General features: G+C 50.8%; 12 protein-coding genes. All 12 read left to right on the top strand.

The features are described 5' to 3' along the window. The first annotated feature begins 22 nt into the window (after positions 1-22). Complete coding sequence (locus tag GXO76_10645; GenBank protein ID NOY78312.1) at positions 23-1,720, top strand: hypothetical protein; 1,698 nt, start codon at positions 23-25, stop codon at positions 1,718-1,720. Positions 1,721-3,162: 1,442 nt separating this feature from the next. Continuing rightward, positions 3,163-3,519 carry a helix-turn-helix transcriptional regulator gene (locus GXO76_10650; GenBank protein NOY78313.1) on the top strand — a complete coding sequence of 119 codons (357 nt, stop codon included), beginning with the start codon at positions 3,163-3,165 and terminating at the stop codon, positions 3,517-3,519. 203 nt (positions 3,520-3,722) lie between these two features. Beyond that, positions 3,723-4,886, top strand: a complete 1,164-nt coding sequence (locus GXO76_10655) for a divalent metal cation transporter (protein ID NOY78314.1) — start codon at positions 3,723-3,725, stop codon at positions 4,884-4,886. Between the two features lie 590 nt (positions 4,887-5,476). After that, entirely contained in the window at positions 5,477-7,657 is a 2,181-nt protein-coding gene (locus GXO76_10660) for a TonB-dependent receptor (protein ID NOY78315.1), read from the top strand. Between the two features lie 51 nt (positions 7,658-7,708). Beyond that, complete coding sequence (locus tag GXO76_10665; protein ID NOY78316.1) at positions 7,709-8,185, top strand: hypothetical protein; 477 nt, start codon at positions 7,709-7,711, stop codon at positions 8,183-8,185. A gap of 267 nt (positions 8,186-8,452) precedes the next feature. Then, on the top strand, positions 8,453-8,809 hold the full coding sequence (locus GXO76_10670; GenBank protein ID NOY78317.1) for a helix-turn-helix transcriptional regulator: 357 nt from the start codon (positions 8,453-8,455) through the stop codon (positions 8,807-8,809). Positions 8,810-9,012: 203 nt separating this feature from the next. Beyond that, positions 9,013-9,444 (top strand): hypothetical protein, encoded by a 432-nt coding sequence (locus GXO76_10675; protein ID NOY78318.1) that lies wholly within the window; start codon positions 9,013-9,015, stop codon positions 9,442-9,444. 279 nt (positions 9,445-9,723) lie between these two features. Then, positions 9,724-10,914, top strand: a complete 1,191-nt coding sequence (locus GXO76_10680; protein ID NOY78319.1) for a TolC family protein — start codon at positions 9,724-9,726, stop codon at positions 10,912-10,914. Positions 10,915-11,003: 89 nt separating this feature from the next. Then, positions 11,004-11,954: an HlyD family efflux transporter periplasmic adaptor subunit gene (locus GXO76_10685; protein NOY78320.1), complete on the top strand. Its 951-nt coding sequence runs from the start codon at positions 11,004-11,006 to the stop codon at positions 11,952-11,954. A 238-nt stretch (positions 11,955-12,192) separates the two neighbouring features. Continuing rightward, on the top strand, positions 12,193-15,303 hold the full coding sequence (locus GXO76_10690; GenBank protein ID NOY78321.1) for an efflux RND transporter permease subunit: 3,111 nt from the start codon (positions 12,193-12,195) through the stop codon (positions 15,301-15,303). Positions 15,304-15,397: 94 nt separating this feature from the next. Next, complete coding sequence (locus tag GXO76_10695; protein NOY78322.1) at positions 15,398-15,733, top strand: P-II family nitrogen regulator; 336 nt, start codon at positions 15,398-15,400, stop codon at positions 15,731-15,733. Positions 15,734-15,849: 116 nt separating this feature from the next. Continuing rightward, positions 15,850-17,754, top strand: coding sequence for a cadmium-translocating P-type ATPase (cadA, locus tag GXO76_10700; protein NOY78323.1), 1,905 nt, complete (start codon positions 15,850-15,852; stop codon positions 17,752-17,754). Positions 17,755-17,783 lie beyond the last annotated feature (29 nt).

The raw sequence follows: 17,783 nt of genomic DNA on the forward strand, positions 1-17,783 counted from the left end.
GTCGACATGAGGAGGAATGGCAATGAAAAAATTGCACCTGCTGTCTCTTTTTTTGATGTTCGGTATAAGCGTTCCCCTGGTTCTGGCTCAATCCAATACCGTGATTACGGGTCGGGTGAGCGACGGCGTGCTGCCGATTTCCGGCGCAAGAGTCATGATTCAGGCCGATACGAGCTGGGTTACAACAGACAGCCGGGGTCGTTTCCGTCTTCCGGTGGATCGGTACCGGGGAAATCCGGTACCGGTTCTGGTGGGAAGAAAAGGCTGGTTTAATGGCGGTTGGGAGCTTAAGAAAGGCGAGCAAAATGCAGAACTGATCCTGTCGCCGGTTCCGCAGGGAGATAATCCCGATTACCGTTGGATTGATCCGGTACCCTCTTCCGGTGGAATGATGGGCGCAATGATGGGGGGCGGAAGTCCTACCTGCGGTAGTTGTCACGCAAACTATTACGACTGGTGGAAAGAATCTTCCATGGCAAAGACAACCCGCAATCCACGTGTAATGGATCAATATAAAGATGCCGGCGCTGCCCGAAAAATTTGTGCGGACTGCCACGCTCCGGCCGCCGCCGTTCAGGCGCCGGGTCAAACCGATTTACGAAAAGTTGTCCGCCGGGGGGGCGTTGAAGCGGAGGGTGTATCCTGTGATTTTTGCCATAAAATTAAAGACGTGGAAGTGAGCTTCAAGCCCGGGGTTCAAACCCTGAAATTTAGCCGGATTGAACAACCCTCCCGCCGGATGGGAATGATGAGCACGCGGCCGGTAATGGCTTACGGCAGTCTGGCCGATGTCGTCACACCGCCCATGGCGGCCAGCTTTAATCCCGCATTGAGTCAGAGTGAGTTCTGTTCATCCTGCCACCTGAACGGCCGGGAACTGCCGGCCAAAAAAACCTGGGATTATAAAACCGTTTATCCGAATGCTTCGCCGGAAGAGTTTCAGAACGGCCGAATCGTGCCCAATCAGTGGACCTACCAGGAGTGGAAAAACTGGCAGGAGAGCCTGCCTGCGGATGATCCCAATAAGGGACAGCAATGCCAGGACTGCCACATGAACTGGACACAGGATATGCTGCCGTATGACACCTACATTGTTCAGGCCGCAGGCGGCGGTATGACAAATAGGATGATTCGCCGTTTGAGAGTCCGCCGGGATCCGTCCACGATCCACCCCCATAAATTTGAAGGAGCAGCGGTTAAACGATTGCAAAACACGGCTTTCTTGTTGGTGCGACCCCGTTTACAGGGTAACCGGCTGTCGGTGATGGTCAGCGTCACAAATACCAATGCCGGTCACCGCCTTCCAACCGGGGTTACTTTCCGCAATATGCTTTTGCTGGTGCAGGCAGCCGATTCCACCGGAAAAATCTTATCCCAGACTGCGGGGCCCAAGATTCCCGAATGGGCTGGAAAGGGCAGCCCGGAGAAAGGAAATTATGCAGGCCTTCCCGGTGTGGGCTATGCCCGTATCACCGCAGATGATCGTGGAAATATCAATGTCCCGTTTTGGAAGGCCACAAAAATTGTTCAGGACAACCGGCTGGTCCCCCGGAAACCGGATGTGCAAAATTTTGTTTTTGATGCTGCGAACACCCGGAATTATATCACGGTGAAGGTGACACTTATTTACCGCAAAGCCTTTAAGCCGCTGGCTGACCAATATGGCTGGGAGACCGGTGACGTGGTGATGGAAGAAAAATCAAAGGTCGTTTATAAATAATTTCAAGGTGTTACAAAATTTAATTGGGACCGGGCAACCAAAACCGAGGACGTAAAAATGAAACGCTTTATTGCTTCTCTTGGCGTATTTATTTTCAGTTTTATGTTTTTTCTGGCAGTCGATAAACCCGCTCAAGCCATTCCGGCATTCGCCCGGAAATATCGGACCAGCTGCGCCACCTGTCATGCGGCCTTCCCCAAACTGAACGCTTTCGGGCAGGCGTTCCGGCGTCTGGGATATCATTTCCCTCAGGGCCAGGATGCGCAGATGGTCAAGGAGAAACCTATCAGCATGGGAGCAAACGCCTACAAGAGGCTCTGGCCCAATGCGGTCTGGCCGTCCACCATTCCGGGAACGGCGCCTATCGGGGTGATGCTGGAGAGTGAAATCGGTGTTAACACCGAAGCAGACCGTACGAATGTGGATTTTTCGCAACTGATGAGTGAAATGGAAATATTAACCGGCGGAAATATCGGCGACGATATCAATTTTTTAACCTCACTGTCCATTGGTGAAGAGGGCGTCGAACTGGAGATGGGCTATGTGGGATTTTACAATATTATAAAGGACGCCCGGCTCAATCTGAAGGTCGGAAAACTGCCTCCCGAGGTGCTCTTTGTGACCAACCACCGGCGTTTTGGACCGCCTTACTGGATAACCACCCGCACAATGGGAGACAATGAATGGTCTTTGGAAAACAGCCAGAAAGGGCTGGAAGCCAGCGGTATTTTGGCCTCCGGCAGGCTGGGCTACAATGTCGGTTTGGTGGAAGGACGGGGAAATCTTCAGAATCCTTTCAAAGAACCCTATTTTCACATCGCCTATAAATTTGGCGGACTCCCTTACAATGGGGTCAGTCCCGGAACACAACATAACGGCCGGCAGAGCTGGGGGGATAATGCACTGCAAATCGGTGTTTTTGCCTATATCGGCAAAGCCCAACTGACGGTGAACCAGGAAGATGCTTTCCGAATGCTGGGCGGCGACTTTGATGCCAATTACCGGCATTTGAAACTTGCGGGCGGATTTTCTTACCGGACGGATGACAGTCCTTACAAAAATCTTTCCACCGGCACAACAAATCGGATTTACTACCTGGAAGGGTATTACATGCTGTACCCCTGGCTGATCCCCTTCCTTCGCTGGGAAGCGTGGCAATTTAAACGGGCTGACCACGGAACAGCCACTTCGGACAGCCGGTTTGTGCCGGCACTGCAGGTCCTGCTTCGGGCTAATGTTCGTACTTACGTCAGCGCGGAAATTAAAAAATCAGACGGATCATACGATATGGGCCATGTTAACTTTGGATTGCTGCTGGGATTTTGACCCCTGCACAATTTTGGGCACCGGCAATCCGCCTTTTGCTTTGAGCTTTGCGATTGAATTAATGGCCATTAATTAAACGAATGTTTAATCGTCTAATTCAGTTGAGGAATCTGACTATGGATTCAAGCGGCAACAGCTGTGATATTTTTTATGTCGATGAGCAAAAAGTTAAGTCCGTATCACAATACCTGAAAACCAACAACAGGGCCGGTGATATGGCAGAAATTTTTAAGGCACTCTGCGATCCCATGCGCCTCAAAATCATTATGGCCCTGGACCGCGAAGAACTATGTGTCTGCGATCTGGCCACTCTTCTTGGTACAAGCCGACCCGCCGTATCGCACCACCTGCGAATACTCCGGTATTTACGGCTGGTAAGGTATCGCCGCGACGGGAAAATTGCTTATTACTCACTAAACGACAGCCACATCAGCGAATTGATTCGTACCGTTCAGGAACATCTCGATGAATAGGACGGACAAATTGTCCTTGAAATTAAAGCGGTAAGGCACAGGAAAGAACCCTGGAAATGATAATTGGAACAAAGTTAGGCCTTTCAGATGGATCACCCGTTTAAGTTTGGCGTGCATGGGGACAGAACCGTTGGGGGGAGATTACTGTGAAACGTCGTAATATTCTGGGATTTTTAACCGTGTTCGGACCGGGTCTCGTCGTCATGTTCGCTGATACCGATGCGGGAAGTGTCATTACGGCTGCGCAGAGCGGCGCGGTGTGGGGGTACAAACTGCTTTTGCTCCAGATTGTCCTGATCCCGATTGTTTACATGGTGCAGGATCTGGCGGTACGGCTGGGGTTAGTCACAGGCAAGGGACACGGCGAGCTGATCCGTGAACACTTCGGCAAAGGCTGGGCGTGGTTTTCGGTTTCCACGCTGATGGTCGCCTGTCTGGGAGCTTTGGTTACGGAGTTTGCAGGGGTGGCCGGTGCCGGGCTGTTGTTTGGCATTCCCCCCTGGCTAAGCGTTGGCATGGCCGTGTTGCTGCTTTCGATTGTAGCCTGGACCGGTTCGTACCTCTCCGTCGAGCGCATTGCTATTCTTATTGGCAGTTTTGAATTGATCTTCCTGGTTGTGGCCTGGTGGGCCCGTCCCAGCCCTGAGGCCATGTTGAGCGGCTTAATCCAGATTCCCTGGCGGGAGTCCGGATATCGGTACCTCGCCATAGCCAATATCGGCGCTGTGATTATGCCCTGGATGGTCTTTTACCATCAGTCTGCTGTCGTGGATAAAGGCCTGACAAGCAAGGATCTGCCGGCAGCCCGGCGGGATACGGCCATTGGAGCGATTATTACCCAGCTTATTATGATCGCAATACTGGTGACCGTCGCCGCGACCATTGGTGTGGAGAAACCCGGCGCATCGCTGAATACGGTACAACAGATCGCAGACGCATTGACCCCATTTTTAGGGAAAACCGTGGGCACAATTCTGTTTGCAATGGGCATGATTGGGGCATCACTGGTTGCGGCAATTGTGGTCTCTCTTGCCACCGCCTGGGGACTGGGTGAGGTGAGCGGGTACAAGCGGTCCCTCGAGCATCAGCCCCATCAAGCGCCTTGGTTTTATATGATCTATACCGCCATGCTGATAGCAGGAGGCGTCATGGTGCTTTCGGGAGTTAACCTGGTCAACCTGAGTGTGGGGGTCCAGGTGATGAACGCGGCATTGCTGCCAATTGTGCTTGGATTTCTTTATCTGCTGGCAGTTAAGGCGTTGCCAAAACCGTACCGCTTGCATGGAAGCTACTCTGTTGCGGTCGGTGTGATCGTAGCAATGACCAGTATTTTAGGTCTGTATGCGGCAGCCAGCCCGTTTTTTTAGGGGTGCAAGAACAGGCTTTTTTCTAGGTTTTCTAACCTATCTCAATGATTTACGATTGCAGAAGTTTCAATCACTTCGCCGATCAAAAATCGCTAATCACCATTCGTAAATCATCTTTTTAAGATCTTGATTTAAGAACAAGGAATAATGATTTACGATTGCAGAAGTTTCAATCACTTCGCCGATCAAAAATCGTTAATCATCATTCGTAGATCATCTTTTTAAGATCTTGATTTAAGAACAAGGAATAACGATTTACGATTGCAGAAGTTTCAATCACCTGAGTAGGTAGGGCGAGATGCGGCCGATAATTAAGCATGCAAGTCCGGGAAAAAAGCTTGACCAAAATTCATTATTTTCGTACATTAACCTATTATTAATTATTTATATGTTAATGAAGCGATTGAATATCATGAAAATTTACTACAAACAGATTGCCGGGCTCTCCCAGCCGTTGGTTTCGCATCATTTGAAGGAACTGAAACATATTCACGTCGCAGTTACGGGGCGCGAAGGTTCCTTTGTTTTCTGCCAGCTTACCGAGCCTGGCATCCCGGCCGTTATTCGAACAACGCGAGGGAGCAGACAAAATGACAAAAAAGATAACACTCGTAATATTTATCCTATTCAGTTCAATCGGTATCAGTCTGGCTCAGAATAGCTTTACGGCATTGGTCAAGGACGAGGAGTCAAAAGAACCGCTCATCGGCGTTAACGTTGTTGTGGAAGGAACAACAAAGGGCGGCAGTTCCGATTCAAACGGCAAGGTGACGATTACCAATATCCCCAATGGAAAACAAACGCTTGTATTTTCGTATATCGGCTATAAAACGGTTGAAAAATCGTATCTCTTTCCACGGCATGCGGCTGAAACGATCGTCATTTATATGGAAGCTTCGCCGCTGAATCTGGGAGAGGTAATCGCCTATTCCACACGCACCAACAACAGAGTGGAAGAGGTTCCGACGCGTATCGAGGTGATCGGTCAAAGAGAGGTCCGCGAGGGAATCACCATTAATCCGGCCGACATCACCCGAATGCTCGGTGAGAATTCCGGCATTCAAATTCAAAATACCTCCGCTGTGTCCGGCAATGTAACGCTGCGAATTCTGGGACTGCCCGGGAAATACACGCAATTGCTGCAGGACGGATTTCCGATGTACGGCGGTTTTTCTTCGGGGTTGAGTCTGCTGCAAATTCCGCCGCTCGATCTGAGGCAGGTCGAAATCATCAAGGGCTCATCATCCACGCTTTACGGCGGCGACGCCATTGCCGGAATTGTGAATCTGATAACGAAGACGCCATCCGATGAACCCGAGTTCTCGATGCTGTTCAATCAAACGCACAAAGGCGAAACGGATGTAAGCTCGTACTATTCCGGAAGGCGCGGAAAACTTGGCTTCACCGTACTGGCCTCTTTTAATGCACAGAGGGCACGGGATGTCAGCGGAAACCGCTTCGCGGACATCCCCAAATATGACCGGACGGTTATTTCGCCCAAATTGTTTTACGATTTTGAAGACAATCACCTTTTTATCGGTTTGTCCTTAGTAACCGAAAACAGAATCGGCGGAAACATGAAAGCGATTGCCGATAAAGCCGCCAATCCCGATGCCTTTTTCGAAGAGAACAAGACAGCGCGGCGAAACGGCTATTTAAAATACGAACACGTTTCGAAGAGCGGCAACATTCTGACGTTAAAAAGCAGCATAGGAAGTTTCGAAAGAAATCTGATTACCAATGTAAATGTGTTCAAAGGCTTGCAGACCACCGCGTTTTCGGAGTTGTCCTATCTGCTGAATGCCGGAAAACACAAATTCGTAAGCGGTGTGAATTATTACTATGACGATTTCAATCAAAAAGGAATCTCAGCAGAGCACGCTGCGCTCGATTACACACACACAACGGTCGGCGTTTTTCTGCAGGATAACTGGGCATTTGCCAAGAAATTATCGCTGGAACCCGGCCTGCGATTCGATTCCAATCAGAAATACGGGACATTTCTTCTTCCAAGATTAGCCGTAAAATATCAGTTTACCGGTAATTTTTTCACCCGCCTGAGCAGCGGCCTGGGCTACAAAATTCCAACACCTTTTACCGACGAGGCCGAGAGAACGCGCTACCAGGACGTGAAGCCTTTGAGCGGCCTGAAAGCGGAAAGATCAACCGGGACCACCTGGGACCTGAACTATAAGAAACTGCTTTGGGGCGAATTATTTTTGTCGGTCAATCACTCGTTCTTTCTGACGAAAATTAACAGTCCGGTCATTGCGGACCCCTATTTATTGCGGAATCAAACGGTGTCCTATCTCAATGCCAACGGCGATATTGAAAGCAAAGGATTGAGCACGATTTTCAACCTATCTCTTGACGAATTTTCGTTTTACGTGGATTACACCTATCTGGATGCGCGCAAAACGTATGACGCCAACAAACCTCTCGAACTGGCGCCGCAAAACAGACTGTCGACCATGCTTATTTACGAAAACGAGGAAACGGGCTGGAAAACCGGTATCGAGGCCTTTTACTTTGCAGACCAATATCTGGAAGACGGAACGAAAACGCCCAATTATTGGCGTATTGATGTCATGGCGCAAAAAGAAATCGGCCATTTCACAATCGCCCTGAACGTCGAAAACCTTCTCGACGTCCGGCAAACAAGATATGAAAATATTGTTCATCCGCCGTTAAGCAATCCGGTTTTCAATGAAATATATGCTCCGTTGGAAGGAAGGGTGGGAAATATCGTCGTGAAATATGATTTATTTTAAAGGGATTTTTAACAATGAAAAAGATAAATACCATAAATAGACTGCACTTGGGTGCTGTCGGCGGCACATTCAGGTATTCTGATGCATAAACGCACCTGGTTCGGTATGACGGCGGTTATTGAAATCCGCAACCGCACCTTGCATCGGGCAGGCTTTGGGCGTTTGCTTATTCCGCATCCCCCGGCTGTAAACTGGCTGCTGCGTTTTGGAATGCAGGATGATTCTTATCACAAATTGAGTATCATCCACGAGTTCGGGCATTTCCAGACATTACCCGTCATCACAGCCTATACCCTGGCCGTTGTGTGGTGGATTCTGTCGGCCCATGCTACGGGTTTTGTCGGAATCCTTGCCATGTTAGTGGGTATCCACGCCACGTGGGAAATGTTGGCGGAACTGTATGTCCGCTCTCACACCGGCTCACAATACTCCTTTTACTACAGGGGCCTTTCGGTTCTCCCGAGAGCCCTTTTCTGGGGCATCATGGCGGCCATTTCCGCAGGCGGCTGGGTCATCCTTTTGCGCTGATTCCATCCATAACGGCTGAAAAATCACCGGGCCGCACAAGTCGAAGCGGAAAGCGAAAATCCTGCCGGTCCCTGAAGATTACACCGGGGGGCTTCTCCATCCCCATCACTATTTGAAGCCGAAGACTCAAGGCATGTTGCAGAAGTGCCGGGTACTGGCATGATAGCCTCAATTTGTACATAAGAATCACTAAGAATTGAAAAAAATATTTGACATCACCGCATTTTTTCCTTATATTTGAATAGTTGTTCAAATGTAAAGGCGACTATGAACTTGTCTCAAGACATCTGTTCAGTAGAAATTATCAATCGGGAAAAGGTAAATCGGGTCAATCGAAACCTGACCAGCCTGAAAGAAACCCGTGACATGGCCGGTCTTTTGAAATCTCTGGCCGACCCCACACGGCTGCGCATCGTGCAGGCCCTGCTGCTGGAAGAACTCTGTGTATGCGATATTTCGGCAATTGTAAATGTTTCGATTTCCGCTATTTCGCATCAATTACGACTGTTGCGCAACATGCGGATTGTCAAGTTTCGTAAACAGGGCAAACAGGTTTTCTACTCGCTGGATGATGAACACATTGCACAATTGGTACAAACAGCGCTGGAGCACGTCTCCGAATAGCCGCTTCCCGGCAGCAAACGGCCAATCTCAAATGGATTGATTTGATTTTGGCCGGCCCTAAAGAGGGCCTTTTGGCGCCCCTGGTTACCAGCGGGAAAGGCCTCTTAATCCGGAAGGGATCTGGATTCTGAATTCAGGTTCAGCGCGATACAGAGGAAAAAAAATCTTATGGGAGCCCATTCAGGATTAAAACGGGACAAATTATGATCATTCCAAAAATTGGGTTTTTGTTTAAGAAAACAGCGTATCTTTTTGCGATTCTTTTATTCCTGAGCCAAATATTCATATTACCGGTCTCTCTGCCCAGCCTGGTGTTGTGTGTGGGAGATGACCACGTGGCCCTTGAACTGAAAAGCAGTCAGACCCGTTCCGTGGCCAATTCAAATGCAATCACTGCTCAGGAAAATGCCCGGACCGGATTTCACAACGACGCCTGTATTGATATTTCGCTATTTCAATATTCTCAGGACCTCTTTGCCAACAGATACCCATTGGCCGTTCAATCTGTGCGTCTTGTCCAAAAGAGCAGTACCGCACCTCCTGTTCGGCCCCCGCAACTCTTTGCCGGACTTCATCTTTTACGTCCATCTTTTTCTCTGCAAAACGCTGAAAACCATGTTGTCCTGCTGATTTGATTTTTTCTCCTTTTTTTGCCATTCCTCATCAATAGATTTACGGATGTCTTTCATCGCCTTGTGAAATAAAGTGTTTTTGGTCAGTACCCATTGAACCGGGTCGTTTAATGACGATTAAACAAAATTTACGGAGTACACATGAAATTCATTTTATCCCTCAGTTTGATAGTTCTTTGCCTTGGCAGCTGGTTGACGAGAAGTGCTTGGTCTCAGGAGGGAAAATCCCCGGCTTCTGTAGATTTTCAAAAGACAACGCCGACCCCTGTAAAACCAAATACATTGGAAACGAAGGACGGGCTCACCCTGTCCCGGGCCCTATCGTTGGCTCTGAAGCACAGCCCTCAGCTTGCCGTCTTTTCCCTGGAAATCCGTGCCCGGGAAGCCGCCGCTTTGCAAGCGGCCCTGCGTCCCAATCCTGAACTAAATGTGGAGGCAGAGAACGTTGCGGGCAGCGGATTGCTTTCAGGCTTCAGATCAACGGAAACCACCGTATCCATCGGTCAGCTCATCGAGTTGGCGGGCAAGCGGCAAAAACGGGCGAACGCAGCTGTTTTTGAACGCAAACTGGCTGAATGGGACTACAAATCGAAAAAACTGGACGTGTTTGCACGGGTTGTGGCGGCGTTTAACCATGTGCTGGCCGTTCAGGAACAGATCAAACTGGACAAGGAAATTCTGGCTTTGGCCGAAGAATTTAAAACCACGATTGCCCATCGGGTACAAGCCGGGCGTCTTTCACCGGCCGAATTATCACGGGCTGAAGTGGAAACCGCCAATGCCCGTATTGCGCTGCAGCGCGGTCAAAAGGAGCTGACCGCCGCCAAACTGGATTTGGCAGCTACCTGGGGTGCGTCTCAAATCACCTTTGGGCAGGCTGTGGGAAGTCTGGATCAGGTGACACCCTTGCCGGATCTGGACAAGCTGCTTCAATTAACCAGGCAAAATCCGGACCTGGCACGGTGGCAAACAGAAAAGAACCGGCGCAGGGCTGTACAGGCCCTGGCACGGGCACAGGCCATCCCGGATCCGGCACTGAGCATTGGGTGGCGGTGGTTCAACGAAAGAGGAGATCGGGCTTTCGTGGCGGGACTGAGTATTCCGCTGCCTGTTTTCGACCGCAAACAGGGTGCGATACAAGAAGCCGCGCGGCGCACAGAACAGGCGGAATGGCAGGAGCGTTCCAGTCGTATTGAGCTGCATGCTTTACTGAGCAGCCGGTATCAGATGCTGGCGGCCGCCCGGCAATCCTTGAAGTCCCTGAAAGATGACATCATTCCAAAAGCTCAACAGGCCTTCGAGACCATAAACCGGGGATATCGACAGGGCAAATTTGGCTTTTTGGACGTTCTGGATGCGCGGCGCACCCTGTTTTCATCCCGAAAAGCCTATTTAAAGAACCTGGCTGATTATCAACAGATACGAACCCAGATCGAGCGTTTGATCGGACAGTCGTTGGAAAATCTAAAATAGGTCGTGGAGAGTGCAGAGAATTTGGGAAACCCGGAAACGTCTGGGGCACCCCAATTGATTCTTGATGATTAAACAATAAGGAAAATACCATGAATAGAAAGAAGCTATTCCTCACCCTGATATTCATCGCCGCTGTTTCCACCGGATTATGGCAATGCGGTTCCTCGGAAAAACCAGTGATCGAAACACAGGACATACAGGATCACCGCGATGAGGAACGCCGTGTTACAATGACGCCTGACGAAATGAAAGAATTTGATGTGGAAACGGCCACGGCCGGTCCGGCCAAATTGCAGATCCACATCATGCTCCCTGGAGAAGTGATCATTCCGCCGGATAATCTGGCACATATTCATCCCCGCTTTCCGGGAATTGTTAAGGAAGTGCGAAAGACCATCGGTGACAAGGTTAGAAAGGGAGATGTGTTGGCCATTATCGAGAGCAACGAAAGCATGTCCGATTATGCCATTAAATCCCTGATCAGCGGCACCGTGATCGAGATGCATCTTACGCGGGGTGAAATGATTGACGACAGTGAGCACGGTTTTGTGATTGCTGATCTGAGTACCGTGTGGATCTACCTGCAAGTGTATCAAAAGGATTTGCCCTATATTAAAAAGGGCCAGAAGGTGATCATTTCCGCAGGGAAAGGTCTTCCCGATGTACAGGGTACGATCAGTTACATTTCGCCCATTATTGACGAAGCCACGCGCACGGCGGAGGCCCGCGTTGTGCTGCGCAACAGCAACGGCATCTGGAAACCGGGCCTATTTGTTACCGGACGCATCGTAACGAATGACATTTATGTGGATGTGGCCGTGCCCAAAACCGCACTGGAAACGCTGGACGGGGAAACGGTTGTTTTTGTTAAAGACGATGCGGGATTCAAACCCCAGCCGGTGCACATCAACCGGGAAAACGACACGCTGGTGGAAATTGTGCACGGACTAAAAGCCGGTGAAGTCTATGTGAGCAATAACGGCTTTATTCTGAAAGCCGAGCTAATGAAAAGCGAATTTGAAAACGGACACGGGCATTAGAATTGAAGGGCACGGGGGAAAATGCAGGGGATCCGGGGAATTAAAACGTCAAATTCCAAAATACAAATCCCAAATCAATTCCAAATACGAGAATTGCAATGACTGAAGCGGAATGATTGGGAGGTCGGGAGTTTGAGGATTGTATTTTGGAGCTTATTTGTAATTTGGTGCCCGGGATTTGTGATTTCCCTGGCCCTTAGGCCTTCATTAAAACTGACAACAACGGAGACCATCACATATGAACAAAATCATAGAATTCTCTTTACGCAATCGCCTGTTGATGCTGTCACTTGCCGTGCTTATCATTGCCGGGGGCTGGTTTAGCTACAAACGACTGCCCATTGATGCCTTTCCTGACGTTTCACCTTCACTGGTGCAGGTTTTTACCGAGACCGAGGGATTGGCGCCGGAAGAAATTGAGAAATACGTAACTTTTCCTGTGGAAGCCGCCATGAATGGTCTGCCTGATCTGGAAACCATTCGATCCGTTTCCAATTTCGGCCTGTCCGTGGTGAATATCTATTTTAAGGATGGAACGGACATCTACTTTGCCCGCCAGGTGGTTAACGAACGCCTGCAGGAAGCCCGCGAACAGATTCCCGAAGGGTTCGGGGATCCGCAGATGGGGCCCATTTCCACAGGCATGGGATTGATCCTCTTCTACTATCTGGATGACACCACCGGTCAATATTCACTCACGGAGCTGCGCACCATTCAGGACTGGCTGATCAAGTACCAATTACAAACCGTTCCCGGCGTGACAGAGGTGTTGGGTATCGGAGGCTGGGAAAAGCAGTTTCAGGTGAACGTGGATCCAAATGCCCTTTTGCGCTACGATGTCACCATTCAAAATATTATCCAAAAGGTAAGGGCCAACAATTTGAATGTGGGGGCTCAATTCATTGAAAAGAACGATGAGGAGTTTATTGTTCGTTCGGTGGGCCTGGTATCCAACATAGAAGATATCCAGAACATTGTTATCAAAACGGTCGACGGAACGCCGGTTTATCTGAAGCAGCTGGCCGATGTAAATATTGGCGGGGCCGTACGGCGGGGCGTTCAGACCCGGGACGGCATTGAGGAGGTTGTAGCCGGGATGGTTGTTAAGCTGTACGGCAGCAATTCTTCTACGGTCATCGGCAAGGTGGAACAGAAATTGGCCGAAATTAATAAAATGCTGCCCGAAGGCATTCGTATTGTTCCCTACTACCAGCAGAAGTCACTGGTGGAAGCGGCCGTAAATACGGTAACGGACGCCCTGCTGCAAGGCATTCTTTTGGTAGCACTCGTCCTGATTATTTTCATGGGATCGATCCGGCCCAGCATTGTCGTGGCGTTGTCCATTCCCTTTTCGATTTTGTTTGCGTTCATCGGCATGCGATATCTGGGACTGTCGGTCAATCTGATGTCCTTTGGCGGGCTGGCCATTGCCATTGGCATGATGGTGGATGGAACCATTGTGATGGTTGAAAATGTGGATCGGATGCTGCGGAGCGCGCGCCGGGATGAGCCGCGTATCCATGTCGTGGCCCGCGCGGCCCGGGAAGTAGCCCGGCCCATTTTATTTGCGATTACGATCATTATTGTAGTTTTTCTGCCCCTGTTCACATTACAGGGTGTGGAAGGCAAAACCTTTAAGCCGCTGGCCTACACGGTTTCACTGGCCATGCTGGGGTCCCTGATTTTTGCATTGCTTCTTTCACCATTATTTTCACATCTGCTCATGCGCCGCCCCAAAACACCACCCAAAGAGGGCGAGGCCGGAAAAGACATAATGATGGTTCGTTTTATGCACAAACTCTATCGGCCGGTGATACGCTTTTTCATAAAGCGCCGCAGTTTGGCCATTCTTCTGGCTGTTTTGCTTCTTATGGCCGGCGGATTGATTTACCCCCGACTGGGGTCGGAATTTACGCCCACCCTCCAGGAGGGAACCATTGTGCTTCGCCTCACCATGGCACCGTCTATTTCACTCACCGAAAGCACTCGTCTGACACAAATTGTTGAACGGCGGGTTATGAAGGTGCCGGAAGTAAAACATGTGGTGACGCGCATTGGCCGCGGCGAAGTGGGCGCCCACACCGATCCTATCAACAGCGCCGAGATGTACATCCTGCTAAAGCCAAAGGATACCTGGCGCACGGCCAAAACGCAACAGCAGCTGCAAGAGGTCATTCGTCAGGAAGTGGGCGAAATTCCGGGCGTCCTGTCCAATTTTACTCAGCCCATTCAGATGACCGTGGATGAACTGTTGGAAGGCGTACGGGCAGAACTGGCCATCAAGCTTTTTGGAGACGATTTGGAGGTACTCAAGGAAAAGGCTGACGAAATCGCCCGTGTCGTGCAGCGCGTACCCGGGGCGGCTGATGTGCAGCCGGATCAGGTCAGCGGAACACCTCAGCTTTTAATCAAGGTAGACCGCCATGCCATTGCCCGGTACGGTCTGAATATGGAGGATGTGCAAGAGGTGATTCGGGCGGCAGTCGGCGGGGAAACGGCCGGCCAGGTTTTTGAAGGCGTGCGACGGTTTGATATTTTGGTACGGCTGGCACCGGAATTTCGAAAAACAGCCCGGGATATTGCCCAAATTCTCATTGAAACGCCCGATGGAACCCATATTCCCCTCCAGCAAGTGGCGGATATCCGCGAGATGGTCGGTCCCCGACAGATTACTCGTCAGAACAGTCAACGCTTTATCACCATCCAGAGCAACGTGGTCGGGCGCGATATTGGCTCATTTGTAAAGGAAGCGCAACTGGCCATCGATAAAAATGTCTCGCTGCCGCCGGGGTACCTGGTCACCTGGGGCGGCCAGTTCCGCCTGCAGCAGGAAGCCAACAAGCGGCTTGCCGTGGTTATTCCGGTCACGCTGATGATTATCTTCATCTTGCTCTTTTCCAGTTTCGGGTCACTCAAAAATACACTGCTTATCCTGTTAAATATCCCTCTGGCACTGGTGGGCGGCATTGCCGCGTTGTGGATTTCCGGGCAGAATCTCTCCGTGCCGTCCTCCGTGGGATTTATTGCCCTGTTTGGCATCGCCCTGGAAAACGGTATGGTGCTGGTGACGTATCTCAATCAACTGCTGAAGGACGGCGTGCCTATGGACGAGGCATCGGTTAAGGGCGCCCTGCTGCGTCTGCGCCCCGTTCTGATGACTGCCGTAACCACGGCCCTGGGGCTGATCCCCCTGCTGCTGGCAACCGGTGTGGGCAGCGAGGTGCAGCGCCCCCTGGCCACCGTAGTCATTGGGGGGCTGGTCACATCGACTCTGCTGACACTGCTGGTTATCCCGGCCATTTACAAGTGGTTCGCCATTGACACCGAGAGTGAAGTGCAGATGGATTGAGAATGAAGAACGGATAGGAGGTGTCCAGCAAGAACGCGGTGTATGGTCGTTCTGCAAAGGATACCGGACATTAAAACCAAAAAGGGACAATACCATGAAACACATTATCGCCTACATCAAACCACACAAATTGGACGCCGTCACTCAGGCACTGCATCAAATTGATGGGCTGACCGGACTGACGGTTCTGGACGTAAAGGGTTTTGGCCGGGGCCGGAAAAAAAAGCCGCTGACAGAAGAACAACTCAGCGATTTTGTCCGTCACCTTAAAATAGAAATCTTTTGTACAAATGAATTGACAGAGGAAATTATCGGGGCCATCGAGCGCGCCGCCCACACCGGGTTGCGGGGTGACGGGAAAATCTACGTGTGCGAAGCGATGAACGCCGTCCGTATTAGCAGCGGCGAACGAGGTTTGGCCGCCGTGTAATTTTAGACAGGATGAACAGAATTTCCCGGATGAACCTGTTTCGTCATTCGTAAGACGATTAGATCGGGAAGATCCGTTTTGTCCGGTAAACCTGTTTGACTGAAAGGGAACACAAAATGAACAAGAAAAATGAACCGGTCGGTTTCGACGGAAAATGGTACAGCCATCCGCCTCTGCGCAATGCACTCATTGCCGGCGCTATTGCTGTAACCGCCTTTCTGCTGACCCGCAGCGGATTTTTGAGCAGGCCCGTTGAAATTGCGCTATTTGTTACCGCCATTGTGATTGGCGGGTATCACTGGACACGAGAGGGGATTGAAGATCTGATCAAAGAACATGAAATCGGCATCGAAATGCTGATGATTTTTGCCACGATGGGCTCCGCCATTTTGGGCATGTGGGACGAAGCAGCCTTTCTGGTTTTTCTGTACGGGGCCGCTGAAGGACTGGAGGAATACACCTACGCCAAAACACGGGCCTCCATTCGTAAACTGCTGGACCTGGCGCCCAAAGAAGCACATGTCCTTCGCGATGGCAAAGAGATTACCCTTCCGGCAGTGGACCTGAAAGTGGGCGACGTGTTCATCGTGCGCCCGGGAGAATCTATTCCCACTGATGGCGTCATCATTAAGGGCCGCTCCAACATCAACGAAGCGCCCGTTACCGGTGAATCCGTTCCGGTACACAAGAAAGAAGGCATGCGGGTATTTGCTGCCACCATGAATCAGGATGGCGCGCTGGAGATAAAAACCACCGCCACTTTTGAAGACAACACTCTGTCCAAGATGATTCATCTGGTGGAGGAAGCGCAAGACCAAAAGGGAAAAGCCCAGGCATTTATCGAACGCTTCGGGCGCAAGTATTCTCCGCTGGTCTTGTTGAGTGCATTCTTAATGATCGTCATTCCCTGGGCATTGGGGTTGTCCGTGGCGTTTTGGGCCTCGCGGGCCGTGGTTTTGCTGGTGGCGGCAGCACCCTGTGCGCTGATCATGTCCATGCCGGTGGCCATGGCAGCCGGCATCGGTAAAGCCGGGCGCAGCGGCGTGTTGATTAAAGGCGGTGTACATCTGGAAAATCTGGGAAAAATAAAGGCGATTGCATTGGATAAAACCGGTACCCTGACCAAAGGCGAACCGGTTGTTACGGACATCCTGGCTGTGGATGGTACGGAAACAGACATTCTGCAACTCGCCTATAGCATTGAAAAACTGTCTGAACATCCCCTGGCGCGGGCCATTGTGCGTAAAGCTGAAGAATTGAAGCTGCACGCCCGGGAGGTTTCGGATTTCCGTTCCATTGCCGGATACGGCGCACAGGGGCAAATCAACGGACAAAAGATCGTCGTGGGCCGGCAGGAACTGATCGGCAGCGGGGCGGCAAAGGAATCCCTGGAGCACCCGATTCAAAAACTGCGCGGCGAAGGAAAGACCGTTGTTGTGGTGGGTAATGAAAATGGCCTTCAGGGTGTGATTGCCATCCGTGATGAAATCCGCCCCGACGCCAAGGCCGTGATCGATCGTCTGCACCGCATGGGCATTAAAGTGGCCATGCTTACCGGTGATAACGCGCGTACGGCCGATGCCTTTGCCCGGGAATTGGGCATTGATGACGTGCGGGCCGGTTTAAAGCCGGAAGATAAAATCAATGCCATCCTCGAGATTGAGCAAAAATACGGCCCCGCCATCATGATTGGCGACGGCATCAACGATGCCCCGGCCCTGGCGCGGGCCACTGTCGGGTTGGCTATGGGCGTTGCCGGAACGGATGCGGCCATCGAGGCAGCCGACATTGCGCTGATGGGTGACGATCTGAACAAGGTACCCTTTGCACTGACTCTGGGCAAAAAAGCGCGCCGGATCAGCCTTCAAAATATTGTTTTTTCATTGATTGTCCTTGCCGGCTTAATTCCCACAGCGGTTGCGGGTTTTTTGACCGTCGCCGGGGCCGTATTTTTTCACGAAGCATCAGAACTGTTGGCCGTGGCCAACGGCCTGCGGGCAGGCAAGGTGGCAGAAAACTAAAACTCCCTGTCCTTGCAAAATCCGTAACC

The sequence above is a fragment of the Calditrichota bacterium genome, from assembly GCA_013151735.1.
GTDB lineage: Bacteria > Zhuqueibacterota > JdFR-76 > JdFR-76 > BMS3Abin05 > BMS3Abin05.